A 17,213-nucleotide genomic window follows, 5' to 3' on the forward strand; every position below is an offset into this window, starting at 1 on the left:
TAGCAGGTGGTTTATTGTTTCGCACGCTATCGCGAGCTCAACTGACTAAAGTCGTAAAATAAAAAACCCTCAACACTAGGAGTGTCAAGGGTTTTGGCTATTAATAAGTATTAAGATACTGTTCTCTTTCCCAAGGGTGAACTTGTGTTCTAAACATATCCCATTCAATTTCTTTAGCCTCTAAGAAGTTGGCTAGGGCGTGTTCGCCAAGGGCTTTAGTGATGACTTCGTTCTTCTTCATCACTTCCATTGCTTCCTTAAGGTTAGATGGAAGATCTGGAATTCCAGCACTTTCACGCTCTTCTTTATCCATCACGTAGATATTGCGATCGATTGGTGCTGGTGGTGTTAAGCTATTTTTAACACCGTCAAGTCCTGACGCAAGTAAAGCTGCCATAGCGAGATAGGGGTTCGCAGATGGGTCTACACTACGCACTTCAATACGTGTGCTAAGTTTCCGTTTGGCAGGAATACGGATAAGTGGGCTCCGGTTTTTCATGGACCAAGCCACATAACATGGTGCTTCGTATCCTGGCACGAGGCGCTTATATGAGTTAACCGTTGGGTTCGTTAGAGCTGTGAAGGCTTGTGCATTTTTTAGAATACCTGCGATGAACTGCATAGCTGTTTCACTCAACTGTGATTCAGTGCTAGGATCATAGAATGCATTTTCACCATCTTTAAATAAAGACATGTTTGCATGCATGCCGTTACCGTTGACACCAAAAAGTGGTTTTGGCATGAAGGTCGCATGAAGGCCATGTTGACGTGCGATCGTTTTTACAACGAGTTTAAACGTTTGGATGTTATCCGCTGTTGTCACCGCATCTGCATACTTAAAGTCAATTTCATGTTGACCTGGAGCAACCTCATGATGAGACGCTTCAATTTCAAAGCCCATGTCTTCAAGCTCAAGAACGATATCACGACGGCAATTTTCACCAAGATCAGTAGGCGCAAGGTCAAAGTAACCGCCTTTATCGTTTAATTCTAAAGTAGGCTCACCTTTTTCATCCAGTTTGAATAGGAAAAACTCTGGCTCTGGCCCAATATTAAAATCAGTAAACCCAAGCTTATGCATTTCTTCAAGTTGTTTTTTAAGAATGCGGCGAGGATCCCCTTCAAAAGGGGTGCCATCCGGATTGTAAATATCACAGATAAGACGTGCAACCTTCCCTTTACCTGATGTCCAAGGGAAAACAACCCATGTATCAAGGTCAGGATATAAAAGCATATCCGATTCTTCAATGCGTACAAAACCTTCAATAGAAGAACCGTCAAACATCATTTCGTTATCCACTGCTTTTTGAAGTTCATCTACTGGAATCTCCACGTTTTTAATAATTCCAAGGAGATCCGTAAACTGCAAACGTACAAACTTTACATTTTGTTCTTCTGCGAATCGAAGAATGTCCTCTTTTGTGTATCGACCCATCTTTTCTCCTCCCAATCTCCATCTACATCTTAAACTCTAAATCAATGAAAAAATCTTGATAGTTCCCCTTGGATGATAGAGGTCTTCCCATGTTTCCCTGCGCTGAATAAGCCTTGCTTAAGCAATTTCCTTAATTCATCATCAGAGAGATCCGGTTTTTTATAATCCGTTTCGGGCGTCTGCGTTTCGGCCACTTCAACGGAAGCCTCATTCTCTTTCATCTGAAGAACATGTTGGATGCCAGCTAAATTAACCCCTTTGTCAAGCAACGCTTTTATTTCCAATAGTTTTTCCACATCATTAAAGGAAAATAAGCGTCGATTGCCCTTGGAGCGTTCGGGTTGAACCAATTGATGCTCTTCATAGTAGCGAATTTGTCGTGCTGTCAGCCCAGTTAGTTCACCAACAATACTCATCGAGAACAATGGCATATTTCGTCGAATGCGGTCATCCACACAAAACCCCTCCTTCCAAGTTTCTAGTTTCATTATAGTAAAGTGACAATTTCCTGTCAACAGATGTTAAGTTTTTTAACATATAAATTTTTAGTTTTTTTGGAGAATAGACACATTATTTCACCTAGATGTTTTAATGTAAGGCTTCTAGGGAAAGGACCTTGCTTTCTATTAAAAGATCAACGGCCGATAAAATCGCATATTTAACATGGGTATAGGTCAACCCGCCTTGTACAAAAACAGTATACGGAGGGCGGAGCGGCCCATCCGCTGAAAGCTCTATACTCGACCCCTGAACAAAGGTTCCTGCGGCCATAATAACAGGATCATCGTAGCCCGGCATAGGACTGGGCTCAGGTTTCACATGGGCATTAATTGGTGAAGCTGCTTGGATCGCTTGACAAAAAAGCGTCATACGCTCTGCATCATTAAATGTTACCGATTGGACAAGGTCGGTTCTTTCTTGGTGCCATTTAGGATTCGTTTCCATGCCAAGCTTTTCCATCATGGCTGAACTGAAAACAGCGCCTTTTAAAGCCTCAGCCGTGGTATGAGGCGCCATAAAAATCCCTTGATAGATGTCAGCTAAATGATGCAAGGTCGGTCCCACTTCTTTTCCAAGCCCCGGAGCCGTTAAGCGCTCAGCACAAAGATTCACCAAATCTTCACGCCCGACAATATAACCGCCCACCTTCACAAGGCCAGCGCCCGGATTTTTAATTAAAGAACCTGCAACAAGATCAGCCCCGACATGAGAAGGTTCAACCGTTTCAACAAATTCCCCATAACAATTATCAACAAATACAATAATATCAGGGTAACGTGCTTTGATGTGTTTAATGGCTTCTTCAATTTCATGAATAGTAAGTGAGGGGCGCTGATCATAGCCTCTCGAACGTTGAATCGCGAGCATTTTAACTTTGGGCGTGATGCTTTTCAAAACAGTGTCAACATCGATTTCCCCTTCACGGAGTGGCACCGTCTGACACTGGATACCAAAATCTTTGAGAGAGCCGTTCCCACCAGGTTTTAGCCCTATGACCCCATCAAGCGTGTCATAAGGCTTCCCTGTAATATAGACCAACTCATCCCCAGGACGTAACACTCCAAATAAAGCGATAGTGATCGCATGCGTCCCAGAGATGATTTGCGGACGAACTAATCCCGCCTCCGCACCAAAAATTTCAGCATAAACCGCTTCAAGCGTCTCACGTCCAAAATCATCATAGCCATAGCCTGTCGTTCCTAACAAATGGCTGTCGCTCACTCTCTGCTTTCGAAAAGCCTCTAAAACACGCCATTGGTTGACTTCAGATCTTTTTTCAATACGCCGGAGCTGCTCCTGGATTTGTAACGTGATTGATCTTTCTATAGCCTCTAAGTGCCCACCATTTTTAAATGCTTCAAACATGGTCTTCATCCATCCCTTCGTCAGGATGAAGCGCGAGTTGTTGGAAAAGCGGTGATTCCGTCCAAACATAGCCATCATATTGATGAACCTCAGATTCCTCATCCCAATGATGATCAGTAACAATCGTTTCCGTTCTTAAACGCGCGATTAAACCGCCATCGCCGGCTTCAACCTTTGTTCTATAAGGCGCAGATTGTTCAACAATTTCATCTTGAATTTTTTGTTTAATCCTTGCTAAATCAACGGCATCAAAAGCTGAGACGAGTAAAGCTCCCTTTGGAACAGTGATTTCTGCAAGGTTCTGGATTAAATCTTTTTTGTTAAAAATTAAAACGGTCGGTATCTGCTCCGCATCCAGTTCTCTAAGCAGTTTCTCCACAGTTTGAATGTGATTCATATGATCAGAATGTGAGGCATCTACCACATGGATTAAAAGATCAGCTTCTTTCACTTCCTCTAAAGTAGAACGGAAGGCGGCAACAAGGGCCGTAGGAAGATGCTGAATGAAGCCTACAGTGTCAGTCATTAGGGCATTAAGACCATCAGGGCAACGAAAGCGTCGCGTTAAAGGATCTAAGGTCGCAAACAATTTATTTTCTTCTAGGGCCTCCGCATCCGTCAATTGGTTAAACAACGTCGATTTCCCTGCGTTGGTATAACCGACAAGAGCGATTTTAAAGGCTTGATTTCTTCTTCTGCGCTCACGATATTGTTCACGGTGACGCACGACGACGGAGAGTTGTTTTTTGATCTCCCCAATACGTCTCCGGATATGGCGGCGATCGGATTCAAGCTGGGTTTCACCAGGCCCTCTTGTCCCAATTCCGCCTCCTTGTCTTGACAGGGTTAATCCTAAACCAGTTAAGCGGGGAAGTAAATAATTTAATTGGGCAAGTTCAACCTGAAGACGCCCTTCGCGTGAACGTGCGCGACTCGCAAAAATATCTAGGATCAACTGAGTGCGATCGATGACTTTCGCATCAAGTGCAAGAGCTAAATTGGATTGCTGACTCGGTGAAAGCTCATCATTAAAAATGACGCTGTCTATTTCTAATTCTTCACAAAGATGCTTTAATTCTTCAACTTTCCCCGAACCTATGTAAGTGGCCGGATCCACTTTTTGTCTTGCTTGTGTTAAAGTAGCAAGAACGTCGCCACCCGCTGTATGCGTGAGGCTCTCCAATTCTTCCATTGAATAGGAAAAGGCCTCGTCGGTCACAGCCGGATGACGACGTCCTACAAGAATCACTTTTTCCATTTAAATGTCGTCGCCTACCTTTTCTAATGTGCTATACGTTTCTACTTATAGTGTTTCTTATCTAGCGGCATTCATAACCTCTCTTTTTTTTAATGGACGCTACATTTACAGGCAGCAAGAGGCCAACTAAAGCCTTGGAATAAACTGCCTGCAAATGTCCTTATCGATGATAATGTATCCTTGATCAGTACTGTGACAAAGTGATCCCTTCTTGATTTTGATCTGACAGGTCGTATGACTTTTCCTTTCCCTCCTCAATGGTAATGTCACTTGAACGAATCGTCAACAATGAAACGCGATCAGGAACCCCTTCACGAAGCAAGCGGACAGCTTGCTGTCGAATCATTTTTTCCACTAAATTTCTAACATAACGTCCATTACTAAATGATTTTTCATGTTGATTTACTTTAAACTTTAAATGCCGCTCTAATTTTTTTCGGGCTTCAGAGGTGAATTTATATTCCTTGTTCTCAATCATTTGATCAGTGATTAATAGCAATTCATGCTCATTGTAATTGGGAAATGAGATCTGAATCGGAAAACGCGAAGGCAATCCTGGGTTCATCTCCATAAAAAAGTCCATTTCATCGGAATAGCCCGCTAAAATAAGAATAAACTCGCCTTTCTTATCTTCCATATGTTTAACAAGCGTATCGATTGCTTCCTTCCCAAAATCCTTCTCACCACCACGTGCCAATGAATAGGCCTCATCAATAAATAAAATGCCACCCTGCGCTTTTTTTATGAGTTCACGTGTTTTTTGTGCGGTCTGCCCAATATATTCACCGACGAGGTCTGCACGCTCTGCTTCAATAAGGTGTCCCTTCGAGAGAACGCCCATATCTGAAAACAATTCACCAAGTAATCGCGCAACGGTAGTTTTACCAGTACCTGGGTTTCCTTTAAATAACATATGCAGCGCCTGGGTATCGGTTTTCAAGCTATATTGTTTACGCAAGCGATTGACATAAATCCACGCATAGATTTCTTTAACTGTTTTTTTGATTTCTTCCATGCCTACAAATTGATTGAGCTTCTCTTCAATTTTTTCAAAGGAAAAATGCTTAGACCCTGAATCTTGTTTCTTTACGATGGGTTCGTCATAATCCTGCCTCGCTTGATTAAGCACAACATTAATTTGACCTTTTTGTTTAAATGTAAACGTATCGGACACTGAGCTCACCTCACTGTTCTTTGGTCCAGTATACGATGCGTGCAAGCAATATGTGATAAATGCCTAATTGTGAAATACATCACATGAGTACAACAGAACCACGATACATTGATTATATGAATGTACACCTTTATTTATTTTAAAAGGATGTTCAAAAAAACTAGAAGCAGGGCAAATAAATTTTTAAAAACAAGGGAAGAACACCCAGTCATATGAGTACGCGGAAACGAACGGCCTTGAGTGGAGATTAACACCGACTACGCTGCCCCCAAAAATAACTTGACCGTTTAGAAAATCGACTTATCACTAAGCTTTATGGCGAGCCAAAGTGGCACTCATAAGGTCTTCCGCTAACCCGATAGATTCAGATGTTATAACAAAAAACCCCCGGAAAAAGCTTCCGAGGGCTGAAACCTTATTCTTCACTTTGACTGAAATGAACAGGTCGTGCAGGGGCAAACGTTGAAATCGCATGCTTAAAGATCAATTGCTGCTTACCATCGCTTTCGATAAGAACGGTAAAATTATCAAAACCTTTAATCAAACCTTTAAGTTGGAACCCATTGAGTAAAAACACAGTAACAAAAGTATTATCTTTACGTAATTGATTTAAAAAGCTGTCCTGAATGTTAACCGATTGTTTCATGGGTGAAACCTCCTCTTATCTCTATATCTGTCTAATTCGCTATTTATTTGATTTTTCCTGCTACAAATTCAATGATTTTTAAAGCTTTTTTTGAAAATATCCTTTCAACATGGGTCATATCCACCCACTCTACCTCAATTTGATGATTAAACCACGTCAGTTGCCGTTTCGCATAACGCCGGGAATTCCTTTTGATCAGTCGAATGGCTTCCTCAATAGTGTATTCATCATTAAAAGCACCAAAGAGTTCTTTATAACCAATGGCTTGTACAGAGCCAGCACCTTGTAGACCCCTATCAAATAAGGCACGCGCTTCTTCAATGAGACCCTCGGTGACCATCTTATCCACTCTGGCATTAATTCTCTGATAGAGTTCCTCACGTGCCATCGTTAGGCCAATGACAATCGGATTGTAGAGAGAGTCCTTCATTGTAATACTATGCGCTTCAAGGGCTTTAGACTTAGGATCCCGAAGCTTTTCAAGAGTCCTGATCACTCTTCTCACATTATTCGGATGAATCGTTTCAGCAACCTCAGGATTCTTCTCTACTAATAATGCATAAAGGGCGTCATTCCCATGATCTAAAGCATATTTTTCTAACTCTGTCCTATAGACTTGATCTTCCGGTGGCGTATTAAACGTGTAATTTTTAAATAATACCGCGTTGATATATAAACCGGTACCCCCGACAAGAATCGGCAAACGTCCGCGTTCCGCAACTTCAGCTATCACCTGCCGGGCATCATGCTGAAAATCCGAGACGGTGTAAGATTCTTCTGGATCTAAAAAATCAAGTAAATGATGGGGAATGCCTTCCCTTTCTTCAAGTGTTGCCTTCGCCGTTCCAATATTCAAATCTTTATACACTTGAAAGGCGTCACCATTAATGATCTCACCGTGTAACGCCTTTGCCATCTCGACACTTAATTTTGTCTTTCCAACTGCTGTTGGGCCGATAATAACCACAAGATTTTGTTTCAAAGTATTTCACACACTTTCATCACGATCACTAGAGTTTCCCCTATTTTAGTTAAAAACGAGTAAAAACACAAGCTTAGTTAAATAGTGAGGCGATCGCATGGAAAAGTGATTTAATAAAACCGACAAGCTTATGAAAGAATCCTTTAGCTTCATCTGATTGGAGAACATCACTAAACTTATCTTTCACCGATTGCATTTGATCCCCTACTTGTTTCCAGTTAATATCTAAGTCTTGCATCTTTTTCAAAAGATCTAAGAGGCGCTGGACATCTTGATCGGATAACTTCACACCCGTTTGCTCTGCCGCATCGTTAATGACTTTCTTAATGTCATCATCGGTTTTCGGGTTAGATTCTGCCATCTTATCTTTAATCGCTGTCATAAGCTGAGCGGCTTTTTCCTTACCCATCCCATTTTCCTTTGCGAGATTAGCAGTGGTTACCATTTCTTGGTTGGCCACTTGTTTATTTGCCTCAGGAATGACATCTCCTGTTGATAATTCATAAGCTTTAATCAATCCTGTTAAACCAGCAGTACCTGAGACATCAAAAGGTGCAGTGACATAGACTTGGGCATCCTTGACCCCAGCAGTGGCTAGGGCATTAATATACATATCATTGGTTACAAAATTAATATGGTTGGTACTTGCTGAAAGTCCTGTCCCTTCCTTACCAATCGTGATCTTAGATGAGCTAATCGCTCTCGTTCCGATTTGTGCTTTCGGTAAATAGTCATCAAGATACTTATGCTCCTCGGCATTAGTGACTTCAATGATATCTGTAGAATTAGGATCGACATTCATTTCCTTTAGAATATCCTGCTTCTGTTGTTCACTCAAGTCTGCTCCTAAGGTAACAATCACATCGCCAGGTGTAGCATCTGCTTTAGCGATCATCGGAGTCAATGTGGCGGCAAAAATAAACAAGATAGAACATAAGAAGACTAAACCTCTTTTTAACATGTGCTTTCTCCTCAACTTTACTATCAATAATTTCATAACAGCTAGTAACAGCATTATCAAAGTAAAACAGTCTTTTAACTATAATAAGGGCCCCCTCAAAAGGTCAAGGGGCTTTTTTCCCTAAATTTTAATTGACCACGACTACATTACCCTCTTAAACATCTTCTCCATCTCATATGTCGTAAAGGTGATGATAACCGGTCGACCGTGGGGACAGGTAAAGGGATCTTGAGCCTCAGCCAACTGGTCGAGCAAAGCCTGAATCTCATCTTGTCGCAAATGGCGATTCGCTTTAATCGATTTTTTACACGACATCATAATGGCAAGGTCCTCACGAAGTTCTTTAATGGACACTTTGCCATCCTCAAGAATTTGATTGACGATGTCCTCGATCGTTTCTTCCTCTTTTCCTTTGGGAAACCACTGCGGATGAGACCGGACAATGTAACTGTTATGACCAAAGGCTTCAAATTCTAGCCCAATACGCCGGAGTTCTTCGAGATAGGTTTCAATGATGGCGACTTCCGATGAAGAGAACTCAAAGGTCATTGGAATCAGCAATTCTTGAACTTCATTAGCTGTTTCCGCGACTTTTTCTCGGAAAAATTCATATTTAATCCGTTCCTGTGCCGCATGTTGGTCGATGATGTACAGTCCGTTTTCATTTTGGGCCATAATGTATGTGCCATGCATCTGCCCAATAGGATACAATACCGGCATACGTCGGGAGGGTAAAGCTGTTTCCCTCTCCTCACCTACAGTTAGACTTTCAGTCGCTGGAGGAGTTTCTTCAGTGCTTGGCTCTCTTTCTTCGACAGTCCTTTGGCTTTCTGGCTGCTGATGATAAGACGACACAAACGTCTCAAAGGTTTCATTTCTCTCATCTCGTAAATCACTTGCTCTCTCATTTTCTTCTTTTGTCCAGTCTTGAAACTGAGTCTCTGTGCTCGGTGTTTCTTTGACCCATTGAGATGATTGAGACGTCTGAGGTGATGATGCAAAGTTCACTGGCGTCTTTTCACTAAAATCAATCCTTTGTTGCTCACTGACTGGCTTTTCCGCTTTTTCCTTCCGCTCAATCTGTGGGATAAGCCGCTGCTTATGAAACGTCTCTCGCACTGCTTTTTCTATCAGCTCGCAAAGTTCTTTTTCTTTACTGAGTCGGGCTTCAAGCTTCGCTGGATGGACATTGACATCGATCAGTGTCGGGTCCATTGTGATCTGGATAACAGCAATCGGATAGCGCCCAATCGGCAACAAAGTGTGATAGCCCCTAAGCACGGCATTAAAAATCGCGTAATTACGGATATACCGACCATTGATGAGAAGATAAACATATTGCCGACCCGCTCGGGTAATCTCAGGTTTTACTAGCCGCCCCTTCACTTCAAAATCTAAAGAACTGGCTTCCATATAAAAGGAATCTTTAGCTGTTCGCATACCATAAATAGCAGCCAATACTTGAGCAAAATCACCACTCCCATTGGTGCGCAAAAGACTCTTCTCATTATGAATCAATTCAAAACGCACTTCAGGATGGGCAAGAGCCAATTTATTCATCGTATCTGTAATATTTGCGAGCTCAGTATGGATCGTCTTTAAATGCTTGAGGCGTGCTGGAGTATTATAAAACAATTGCGTCACAGTGATTTCAGTTCCCCGTCTCCCGTGCGCAGAACTCGACTCAACAATTTGACCACCATGAAGAACTAGACGACGCCCTTCTCCTTTTTCTGTCGCCGTCCGCATCTCAATATGAGACACCGAAGCAATACTCGGCAACGCCTCTCCACGGAAACCGAGTGTGCGAATATGGAAAAGATCGGGTTCATCTGTAATCTTACTTGTCGCATGGCGTTCGAAGGCAATCTCACAATCATCAGGTTCAAAACCATGACCATCATCGGTTATTTTTATACTCTCAAGTCCGCCTTCTTTGACTTCAACTAAGATCTTTTTTGCAGCAGCATCAATCGCGTTTTCTACTAATTCCTTAACAATAGAAGCGGGGCGTTCAACGACTTCTCCCGCAGCTATTTTATTGGCAAGAGGTTCGCTCATTCTGTGAATCCGTCCCATATCCCCATACCTCCTACTGGTGTGATTTTGACTTTAATTTTGTTTGAATAGTATATAATTGATTCATGGCTTCCATTGGCGTCATGGCCAATAAATCAATTGCTTTTAAGTCTTTGAGTACTTCTTTTTCTTTTTTGGTAAGCTTGTCCTGCTTTTCCTCTGATGGCTCTGATGGGGCAACGAAAAAGGTTAGTTGTTCTGTACTCGTCTTCTCCTGATCGGGCACGACAGAAGTCTCATGAATAATAGGGTCAGCGTTTTGTGGGTCTGATCCTACAGGCTGGCCTCCATTCGCCGCCATCACGCCACCTTCTAAATCGGCTAAAATCACATTGGCACGAGTAATCACTTCATGTGGAAGTTCAGCAAGCTCTGCCACATGGATACCATAGCTCTTATCAGCTGCGCCCTCAAGCACTTTGTGTGAGAAGACGACCTTCCCCTCTTCCTCAATCGCTCCAACATGGACATTCCTTAAGCGTTCTAACACCTGTTCCAAGGCCGTTAACTCATGATAGTGTGTAGAAAATAGCGTCTTTGCTTTCACTTGGCTATGAATGTACTCCACTATCGCTCGGGCAATCGCGATCCCATCATAGGTCGATGTTCCTCGGCCAATTTCATCTAACAGAATAAGGCTTTGATCGGTCGCTTCGGTAATGGCTTCTTTGGCCTCGGCCATTTCAACCATAAAGGTACTCTGACCTGAAACAAGATCGTCGGCGGCACCGATACGCGTGAAAATTTGATCAAAAATTGGCAGTACAGCTTCATCCGCAGGAACAAAACACCCCATTTGCGCCATAATAGCGGAAAGCGCCACTTGACGCATCGCCGTACTTTTTCCGCCCATATTAGGTCCTGTTATCAAAAGGACATCGCATGAAGTATCCATACTTAGATCATTGGCGACAAATGTCCCGCTTGGAAGAACCTTTTCTACAACAGGATGGCGACTATTAGTTAAATGAATCGTCCGCGCGTGACTGAAGTGAGGTTTAACATAATTATTTTCATCACTCACAGTGGCAAGACTTTGCAGGACATCAATATTACTAATAATCCTAGCCAGCTTTTGCAGACGTTCGCCGTGCGCCTTAATTTTTTTACGAACCTCTTGAAACAATTCATATTCTAAATCAACCGTTTTTTCCTCGGCCTCTAGAATCATTTTCTCTTTTTCTTTCAGCTCTGGAGTCACATATCTTTCCGCATTGGTCAACGTTTGCTTCCGTTCATATCGACCTTCCGGCAAAAATTTCAAGTTAGCCTTGGTCACTTCAATATAATAGCCAAAAACCTTGTTATAGCCTATTTTTAAGGACTTAATCCCTGTGGCCACGCGCTCACTTTTCTCAAGCTCTGCAAGCCATGTCTTGCCATTTCGACTCACGTAGCGATAGTCATCTAAAGTTTGATTATAACCGTCTTTGATCATGCCGCCCTCAGTAATTGAAATAGGGGGATCTTCTATAATCGCTTGGTTAACCAAGGTATGAATATCTTCACAAGGATCAATATCCTTGACCAAGTCCTTTAGGGTTTGTTGATTCATTGACCGAAGAATCTCTTTGACTTCAGGAATTTGGGCGAGTGATTGCTTGAGTTGTATCAGTTCTCGAGCATTGACATTACCAAAAGAAATTCTACCAACAAGCCTTTCAAGATCATAAATCTCCTTTAATTTCTCACGAAGTGTTTCCCGTTCGAAAAAATGGGTGATGAAGGTCTCTACAACAGAGGATCGCTCTAAAATAGCTGCCTCATTGATTAAAGGCTTTTCAATCCACGTTTTTAATCTTCTGCCCCCCATGGCAGTCATAGTATGATCAAGAAGCCATAATAAGGAACCCTTCTTGTGATTGCCCCTAATAGTGGCGACCAATTCAAGATTTCTTCGACTCTGCTCATTTAAACGCATCGTCTCATGCACGGCATAAACCTCAAGAGGCTGAAGGTGGTCTAAAGAGCGTTTCTGCGTGCGATTTAAATAGTTTAACAGTTTACCAAATGTTCGCTGTATTGCAGGTTCTGTAGAATGAGCTAACAGGTTGCCTAGCGATGCAGGAACCTCTTCTTGGTCCTCATAGGAAAGCGCGAAAAAGGCCTGTTGCTTTAGAGTCTGCACAAAAGGCTCGTCCATTGTTGTTGACATCACAATTTCTCGGCATTCAAAGGCCAAGATTTCCTGAATGACTTGTCTCTCATTGAGGTTCGCGGTGGCCTTCGCTTCTCCCGTTGTCATATCCACAACAGCCAGGCTAAAGGTTCTATTAGACTGCATGCTAATGGCAGCTATAAAGTTATTTTGTTTTGGCTGCAAGGAGCTTTCATTCATTACCGTTCCTGGCGTGATCACCTGGATCACTTCCCGTTTGACAACCCCTTTAGCCTCTTTAGGGTCTTCAACTTGCTCACAAATCGCCACTTTATAGCCTTTTTCAATCAAACGTTGTATGTAGTGGTCGGCTGAATGATACGGTACACCACACATTGGAATCCGTTCTTTATCGCCACCGTCCCGAGAAGTCAACGTAATTTCCAGCTCTTTAACAGCTAATTTTGCGTCTTCAAAGAACATTTCATAGAAATCACCTAATCTAAAAAATAAAAATGCATCTTCGTAGTTTTTTTTGATTGATAAATATTGCTGTATCATAGGAGTGAACGCCATTTTTACTTCATCCTCTATTTTCTAACTATAGTTTTTATCTACGTTCTATATTTCTCTTATTTTCGTGTTTATTTGACACAATTATATCATAGATCTTCCCTTTATCCGAGAGACACAAAACGCCATTTTATCATAAACTATACCTATTGGGTAGCCCTTAAAACATGAAAAAAACTAGGAAGACTGTGCCTTCCTAGTTTATTCTTCAAGCTCACCCACTAAAAATTCGGAATCAAGATCTTCAAAAGCTTCATCCAGATCATCATCCCAGTCTTCTTCTAAGACACCATCTTCATCCACTTGGACTTTGACCTTAGTATCACCAACCAGTTCAACGAGGAATTCTCTTTCCACTTGAACGACAATCTTGTTACCGTTTGGGGAAATATTCGCTTCTAAGCTATTGGGCTCTTGAAGTTCATGGGCATAAACATCCATCTTATCGGAGAGTACATTTTTATCTTTAATGGTTAGCGCGATTTCGTCACGGTAGCTTACAGTTTCAGTCACAACTTCTGTCTTTGTATTGTTGCTATAAGAATACCAAGTGTTAATGTCATAAGTTCCTTCGACGACAACAACATCCTTGTTGTAGTGGGTCCGGAATTTATGATTGATGACCCAGCAGCCGAGAATGCTGGACGGCTTATGAGTAGGTGAAATCGAATGGGCTGTTTGACTAAACTTTTTTCCTTTGCCGCAAATAGCCTTGGTTATTATTTCCCTATAGTTAAAATCCGTGTCAGCCACGAGTCCATTACCTCCTTTGCTTTCTTCTCTGTCATGTTATGCAGGGCGAATAACTAGTGTGCGAGAATTTTATACGTTTTAACGGAGAGCCATTGTTAAAAAGGAGGAAGATCGTAAAATCATGCCAACATATCCACGTATCAAAATTAAAAAAGGATGACCGTTATAGGCCATCCTGGTTTCGATACTTAAGCTTCGACTAAATCAGATTGTAAGTAGTAATAGATGAGATCTCCAGTGTGGAGCAGAGAGTCTACGTGTGTGCGCTCATAGGCATGGGAAGCATCAATCCCCGGACCAATAAGACCGTGAATGATATCAAAGCCAGCACGAATCGCTGCAGAAGCGTCAGAGCCATAATACGGATAGATGTCAATTTTATACCCAATATGATGATCTTGAGCGATCTGTACCAGTTTTTTCCTTAATCCATAGTGATAAGGACCACTGGAATCCTTCGCACAAATGGATACAGTATATTCGTCTGTCGCTTGTCCATCTCCAATCGCCCCCATATCAACCGCTAAATACTCGACGGTTTCTTCAGGGATATTGGAATTGCCACCAAAGCCAATCTCTTCATTATTAGAAATTAGAAAATGAGTGGTATAAGGAAGCGTGATATTGTTTTCCTTTAGCTTTTCTGCAACATGTAAAAGTAAAGCCACACTTGCTTTATCGTCAAGATGTCTGGATTTTACAAACCCACTCTCTGTGACTTGAACCCGTGGATCAAAGGAGACAAAATCCCCCACTTGTATGCCCAGCGCTTCCGTTTCTTCTTTAGAAGTGGTTTTCTCATCAATCCGGACTTCCATATTTTCATCAGTTCGCTCTGCTTTCCCAGCATCTTTATACACATGAGTTGAGGTTTGATGAATCAGTATGGTTCCTGTGTAATGCTTGCCCTCTGCCGTCTCGATTTCACAATACTCGCCTTCTGCCATATTCCAAGGAAAGCCACCGATTTTTGTAAGTTTCAAGCGTCCATCAGACTTAATTTCTTTCACCATCGCTCCTAGCGTATCAACATGGGCCGTTAAAAACCGATGCTTCGAGTGATCCTTGCCTTCTATTGTCGCAAGCAATCCACCTTTATTCGTTTTAAATGTCGACACGCCAAGTGCCTTAAACTTTTCCTCTGTAAAAGCAACCGCTTTGCTGGCATTACCAGAGGGCCCTGGAATCGAAACAAGCTGGGTGATTAAGTCAACAATCTTTTTTTCTTCCACAATATGTACCACAACATTTCCCCCTCACGATTCAAATAAATATGTAAGTTTTTCAACTTTACTATAAATCCTACCCATATTTAACGTATTAATCAATAAGAAGACTCAGAAAGTACAGAGATGACATATTTGTTGTAAAAATTATCAAGTTTACATAATAAAATTATGGATAATCCAATTGGATGAAAAACACAACTGAAGGACCCTTCGATATAGACAGGGATCAAATCAATAGACCCAACTCTCACTATAAAACCCACAGGCAATTATCGAGGCCACTGAAAAAGTCCTCTTTACAACAAGGTGTTGTCGAGAGGTTGATTTCCGCTCCAGGTCGCTCGCTTTCCTCGGGCACGGCCTCAGCTAACTTGGGAATGGACTATTTTGTTTTCCCAAGTGGATCTTCGGACTCGTGCTGTTCCCGTAGGAGTCTCGCGCCTTTCACTCCATTCAACTGGATAGCAGAAGGTGTATTTCATTAAAAGAAGGAAAATAAACAAGGAATGCAAAAACTCTCATATTTTATTGAGGGTTTTTGCATTTTTTAATTTATAATAAAAGTAACTAAGTGAAGCGGGTGGTTACGGTGATTTCCAAACAACAGTCATTAAAGTTAAGTCCCTATATGGACCTCTACAATCTGATAGTTCCAGAGGATAACATGTTGCGTAAGATCAATGATCTTGTCGATTTTTCATTTGTGTATGATGAACTTAAGGAGAGGGATTGCTTGATCAATGATCGAAACGCTATTGACCCTATTCGCATGTTCAAATATCTATTATTAAAAACCATCCACGATCTTTCCGATGTTGATATTGTGGAACGGTCAAAATATGACATGTCCTTTAAGTATTTTTTGGACATGACACCTGAAGAAGAAGTCATTGAACCGAGCTCCTTGACTAAATTCCGAAAACTTAGGCTTAAGGATATTAACCTCTTGGATTTGCTTATTAATAAGACTGTGGAGATTGCCATTGAAAAGGGAATCATCAAGAGTAACTCCATTATTGTTGATGCCACTCATACAAAAGCCCGTTATAATCAGATGAAACCAAAAGAAGTACTTATGGAGCGTTCCAAAAAGCTAAGACAGGCCATCTATCAGGTAGATGAGTCTATGAAGGAGAAGTTTCCTACTAAGACAAAGACTGATGTACTGGAGGATGAAATAACTTACTCGCAAAATCTCATGGATGTTATCGAAAAAGAAGAAGTCCTTCTACAGTACCCAAAGGTGAAGGAAAAGCTAAGCCTATTGAAAGAGACCGTCGAAGATGACATCGAACACCTCCGGTGTTCAAAGGACCAAGATGCCAAGGTTGGCCACAAGACCGCGGACTCCTCCTTCTTTGGATATAAGACACACCTGGCAATGAGCGAAGAACGGATTATTACCGCCGCAACGATTACTACAGGAGAAAAAAATGATGGAAAGCAATTAGAGACATTAATCGAAAAGAGTGTCGAAGCCGGCATGAATGTTGAGACAGTCATTGGAGATGCTGCTTATTCAGAAAAGGGAAAATCACGTATACCAAAGAGAAAGAAAATGAAATGAGTTGCCAACTAAATCCCTCAGTTTCACTAGGTTATCGAACGAAATAAGATGAGTTCGAATTTAATAAAGACGCAGGTATGTACGTGTGTAAAGCAGGGCATATGGCTATTAGGAAAGCCCGTCAAGGCAAAAAAATGTAGCTAAAAATCAAGTTGATACTTATTATTTTGATACAGAAAGGTGCAAAAATTGCCCATTTAAAGATGGCTGTTATAAAGAGGGTTCTAAAAGTAAAACCTATTCTGTAACTATCAAATCAAATATCCATACAGAACAAGAAAAGTTCCAAGAAAGTGACTATTTCAAGGAAAAGTCCAAGGAACGGTATAAAATAGAAGCTAAGAATAGCGAATTAAAAAACAGACACGGGTACAGTGTTTCAAAATCCTCAGGTCTATTAGGTATGGAAATGCAAGGAGCCTTGGCAATATTTACAGTAAATTTGAAAAGGATATTGAAATTAATGAACTAAAAAACGGGTAAATAGACAATTAAATACCATTAAAAGACGACCAAATTCACTTCCGAATTTTGATATGCTCCCTTTTAGGTAGACAGATTAAAAAATAAAAATCTGTTCTATCTAGGGGGA

At 41.5% G+C, this 17,213-nt stretch carries 12 protein-coding genes and 1 pseudogene; 1 reads left to right on the plus strand and 12 read right to left on the minus strand.

Annotated elements, in window-relative coordinates; genetic code table 11:
* Positions 1 to 100 precede the first annotated feature (100 nt).
* The 12 genes from glnA to IEV91_RS20765 form a co-directional block, all read right to left on the minus strand.
* Positions 101 to 1,435, minus strand: a complete 1,335-nt coding sequence (gene glnA / locus IEV91_RS20710; RefSeq protein WP_188499330.1) for a type I glutamate--ammonia ligase — start codon at positions 1,433 to 1,435, stop codon at positions 101 to 103.
* A gap of 41 nt (positions 1,436 to 1,476) precedes the next feature.
* Entirely contained in the window at positions 1,477 to 1,890 is a 414-nt protein-coding gene (locus IEV91_RS20715) for a MerR family transcriptional regulator (RefSeq protein ID WP_188499331.1), read from the minus strand.
* 133 nt (positions 1,891 to 2,023) lie between these two features.
* Complete coding sequence (locus tag IEV91_RS20720; protein ID WP_188499332.1) at positions 2,024 to 3,301, minus strand: methionine gamma-lyase family protein; 1,278 nt, start codon at positions 3,299 to 3,301, stop codon at positions 2,024 to 2,026.
* Entirely contained in the window at positions 3,294 to 4,559 is a 1,266-nt protein-coding gene (gene hflX / locus IEV91_RS20725; RefSeq protein WP_188499333.1) for a GTPase HflX, read from the minus strand. The genes IEV91_RS20720 and hflX overlap by 8 nt, the downstream gene beginning before the upstream one ends.
* A gap of 184 nt (positions 4,560 to 4,743) precedes the next feature.
* Positions 4,744 to 5,733, minus strand: coding sequence for a stage V sporulation protein K (gene spoVK, locus IEV91_RS20730; RefSeq protein WP_188499334.1), 990 nt, complete (start codon positions 5,731 to 5,733; stop codon positions 4,744 to 4,746).
* A 415-nt stretch (positions 5,734 to 6,148) separates the two neighbouring features.
* The gene (hfq, locus tag IEV91_RS20735) at positions 6,149 to 6,379 is read right to left on the minus strand and encodes an RNA chaperone Hfq (RefSeq protein WP_188499335.1); all 231 of its coding nucleotides are present in this window, start codon (positions 6,377 to 6,379) and stop codon (positions 6,149 to 6,151) included.
* Between the two features lie 43 nt (positions 6,380 to 6,422).
* On the minus strand, positions 6,423 to 7,361 hold the full coding sequence (miaA, locus tag IEV91_RS20740) for a tRNA (adenosine(37)-N6)-dimethylallyltransferase MiaA (protein WP_188499336.1): 939 nt from the start codon (positions 7,359 to 7,361) through the stop codon (positions 6,423 to 6,425).
* 73 nt (positions 7,362 to 7,434) lie between these two features.
* Positions 7,435 to 8,322: a DUF1002 domain-containing protein gene (locus IEV91_RS20745; protein ID WP_188499337.1), complete on the minus strand. Its 888-nt coding sequence runs from the start codon at positions 8,320 to 8,322 to the stop codon at positions 7,435 to 7,437.
* 141 nt (positions 8,323 to 8,463) lie between these two features.
* Positions 8,464 to 10,401, minus strand: a complete 1,938-nt coding sequence (gene mutL / locus IEV91_RS20750) for a DNA mismatch repair endonuclease MutL (RefSeq protein WP_188499338.1) — start codon at positions 10,399 to 10,401, stop codon at positions 8,464 to 8,466.
* A gap of 13 nt (positions 10,402 to 10,414) precedes the next feature.
* On the minus strand, positions 10,415 to 13,075 hold the full coding sequence (gene mutS, locus IEV91_RS20755) for a DNA mismatch repair protein MutS (protein ID WP_188499339.1): 2,661 nt from the start codon (positions 13,073 to 13,075) through the stop codon (positions 10,415 to 10,417).
* Between the two features lie 198 nt (positions 13,076 to 13,273).
* On the minus strand, positions 13,274 to 13,825 hold the full coding sequence (gene cotE / locus IEV91_RS20760; RefSeq protein WP_188499340.1) for an outer spore coat protein CotE: 552 nt from the start codon (positions 13,823 to 13,825) through the stop codon (positions 13,274 to 13,276).
* Positions 13,826 to 14,013: 188 nt separating this feature from the next.
* Positions 14,014 to 15,060, minus strand: a complete 1,047-nt coding sequence (locus IEV91_RS20765) for a M42 family metallopeptidase (RefSeq protein WP_188499341.1) — start codon at positions 15,058 to 15,060, stop codon at positions 14,014 to 14,016.
* A 583-nt stretch (positions 15,061 to 15,643) separates the two neighbouring features.
* Here IEV91_RS20765 and IEV91_RS20770 point away from each other — a divergent pair.
* A pseudogene (locus IEV91_RS20770) lies at positions 15,644 to 17,093 on the plus strand (IS1182 family transposase).
* The last annotated feature ends 120 nt before the right edge of the window (positions 17,094 to 17,213 follow it).

It is taken from the genome of Pullulanibacillus pueri, assembly GCF_014639255.1.
In the GTDB taxonomy this organism is placed as follows: Bacteria; Bacillota; Bacilli; order Bacillales; family Sporolactobacillaceae; genus Pullulanibacillus; species Pullulanibacillus pueri.

What these genes read in the sequence shown, in the direction of transcription:
- IEV91_RS20745 (WP_188499337.1), bottom strand. Translation starts at nt 8,322, where the DNA reads ATGTTAAAAAGAGGTTTAGTCTTCTTATGTTCTATCTTGTTTATTTTT.
- hfq (WP_188499335.1), bottom strand. Translation starts at nt 6,379, where the DNA reads ATGAAACAATCGGTTAACATTCAGGACAGCTTTTTAAATCAATTACGT.
- hflX (WP_188499333.1), bottom strand. Translation starts at nt 4,559, where the DNA reads ATGGAAAAAGTGATTCTTGTAGGACGTCGTCATCCGGCTGTGACCGAC.
- mutL (WP_188499338.1), bottom strand. Translation starts at nt 10,401, where the DNA reads ATGGGACGGATTCACAGAATGAGCGAACCTCTTGCCAATAAAATAGCT.
- IEV91_RS20720 (WP_188499332.1), bottom strand. Translation starts at nt 3,301, where the DNA reads ATGTTTGAAGCATTTAAAAATGGTGGGCACTTAGAGGCTATAGAAAGA.
- glnA (WP_188499330.1), bottom strand. Translation starts at nt 1,435, where the DNA reads ATGGGTCGATACACAAAAGAGGACATTCTTCGATTCGCAGAAGAACAA.
- mutS (WP_188499339.1), bottom strand. Translation starts at nt 13,075, where the DNA reads ATGGCGTTCACTCCTATGATACAGCAATATTTATCAATCAAAAAAAAC.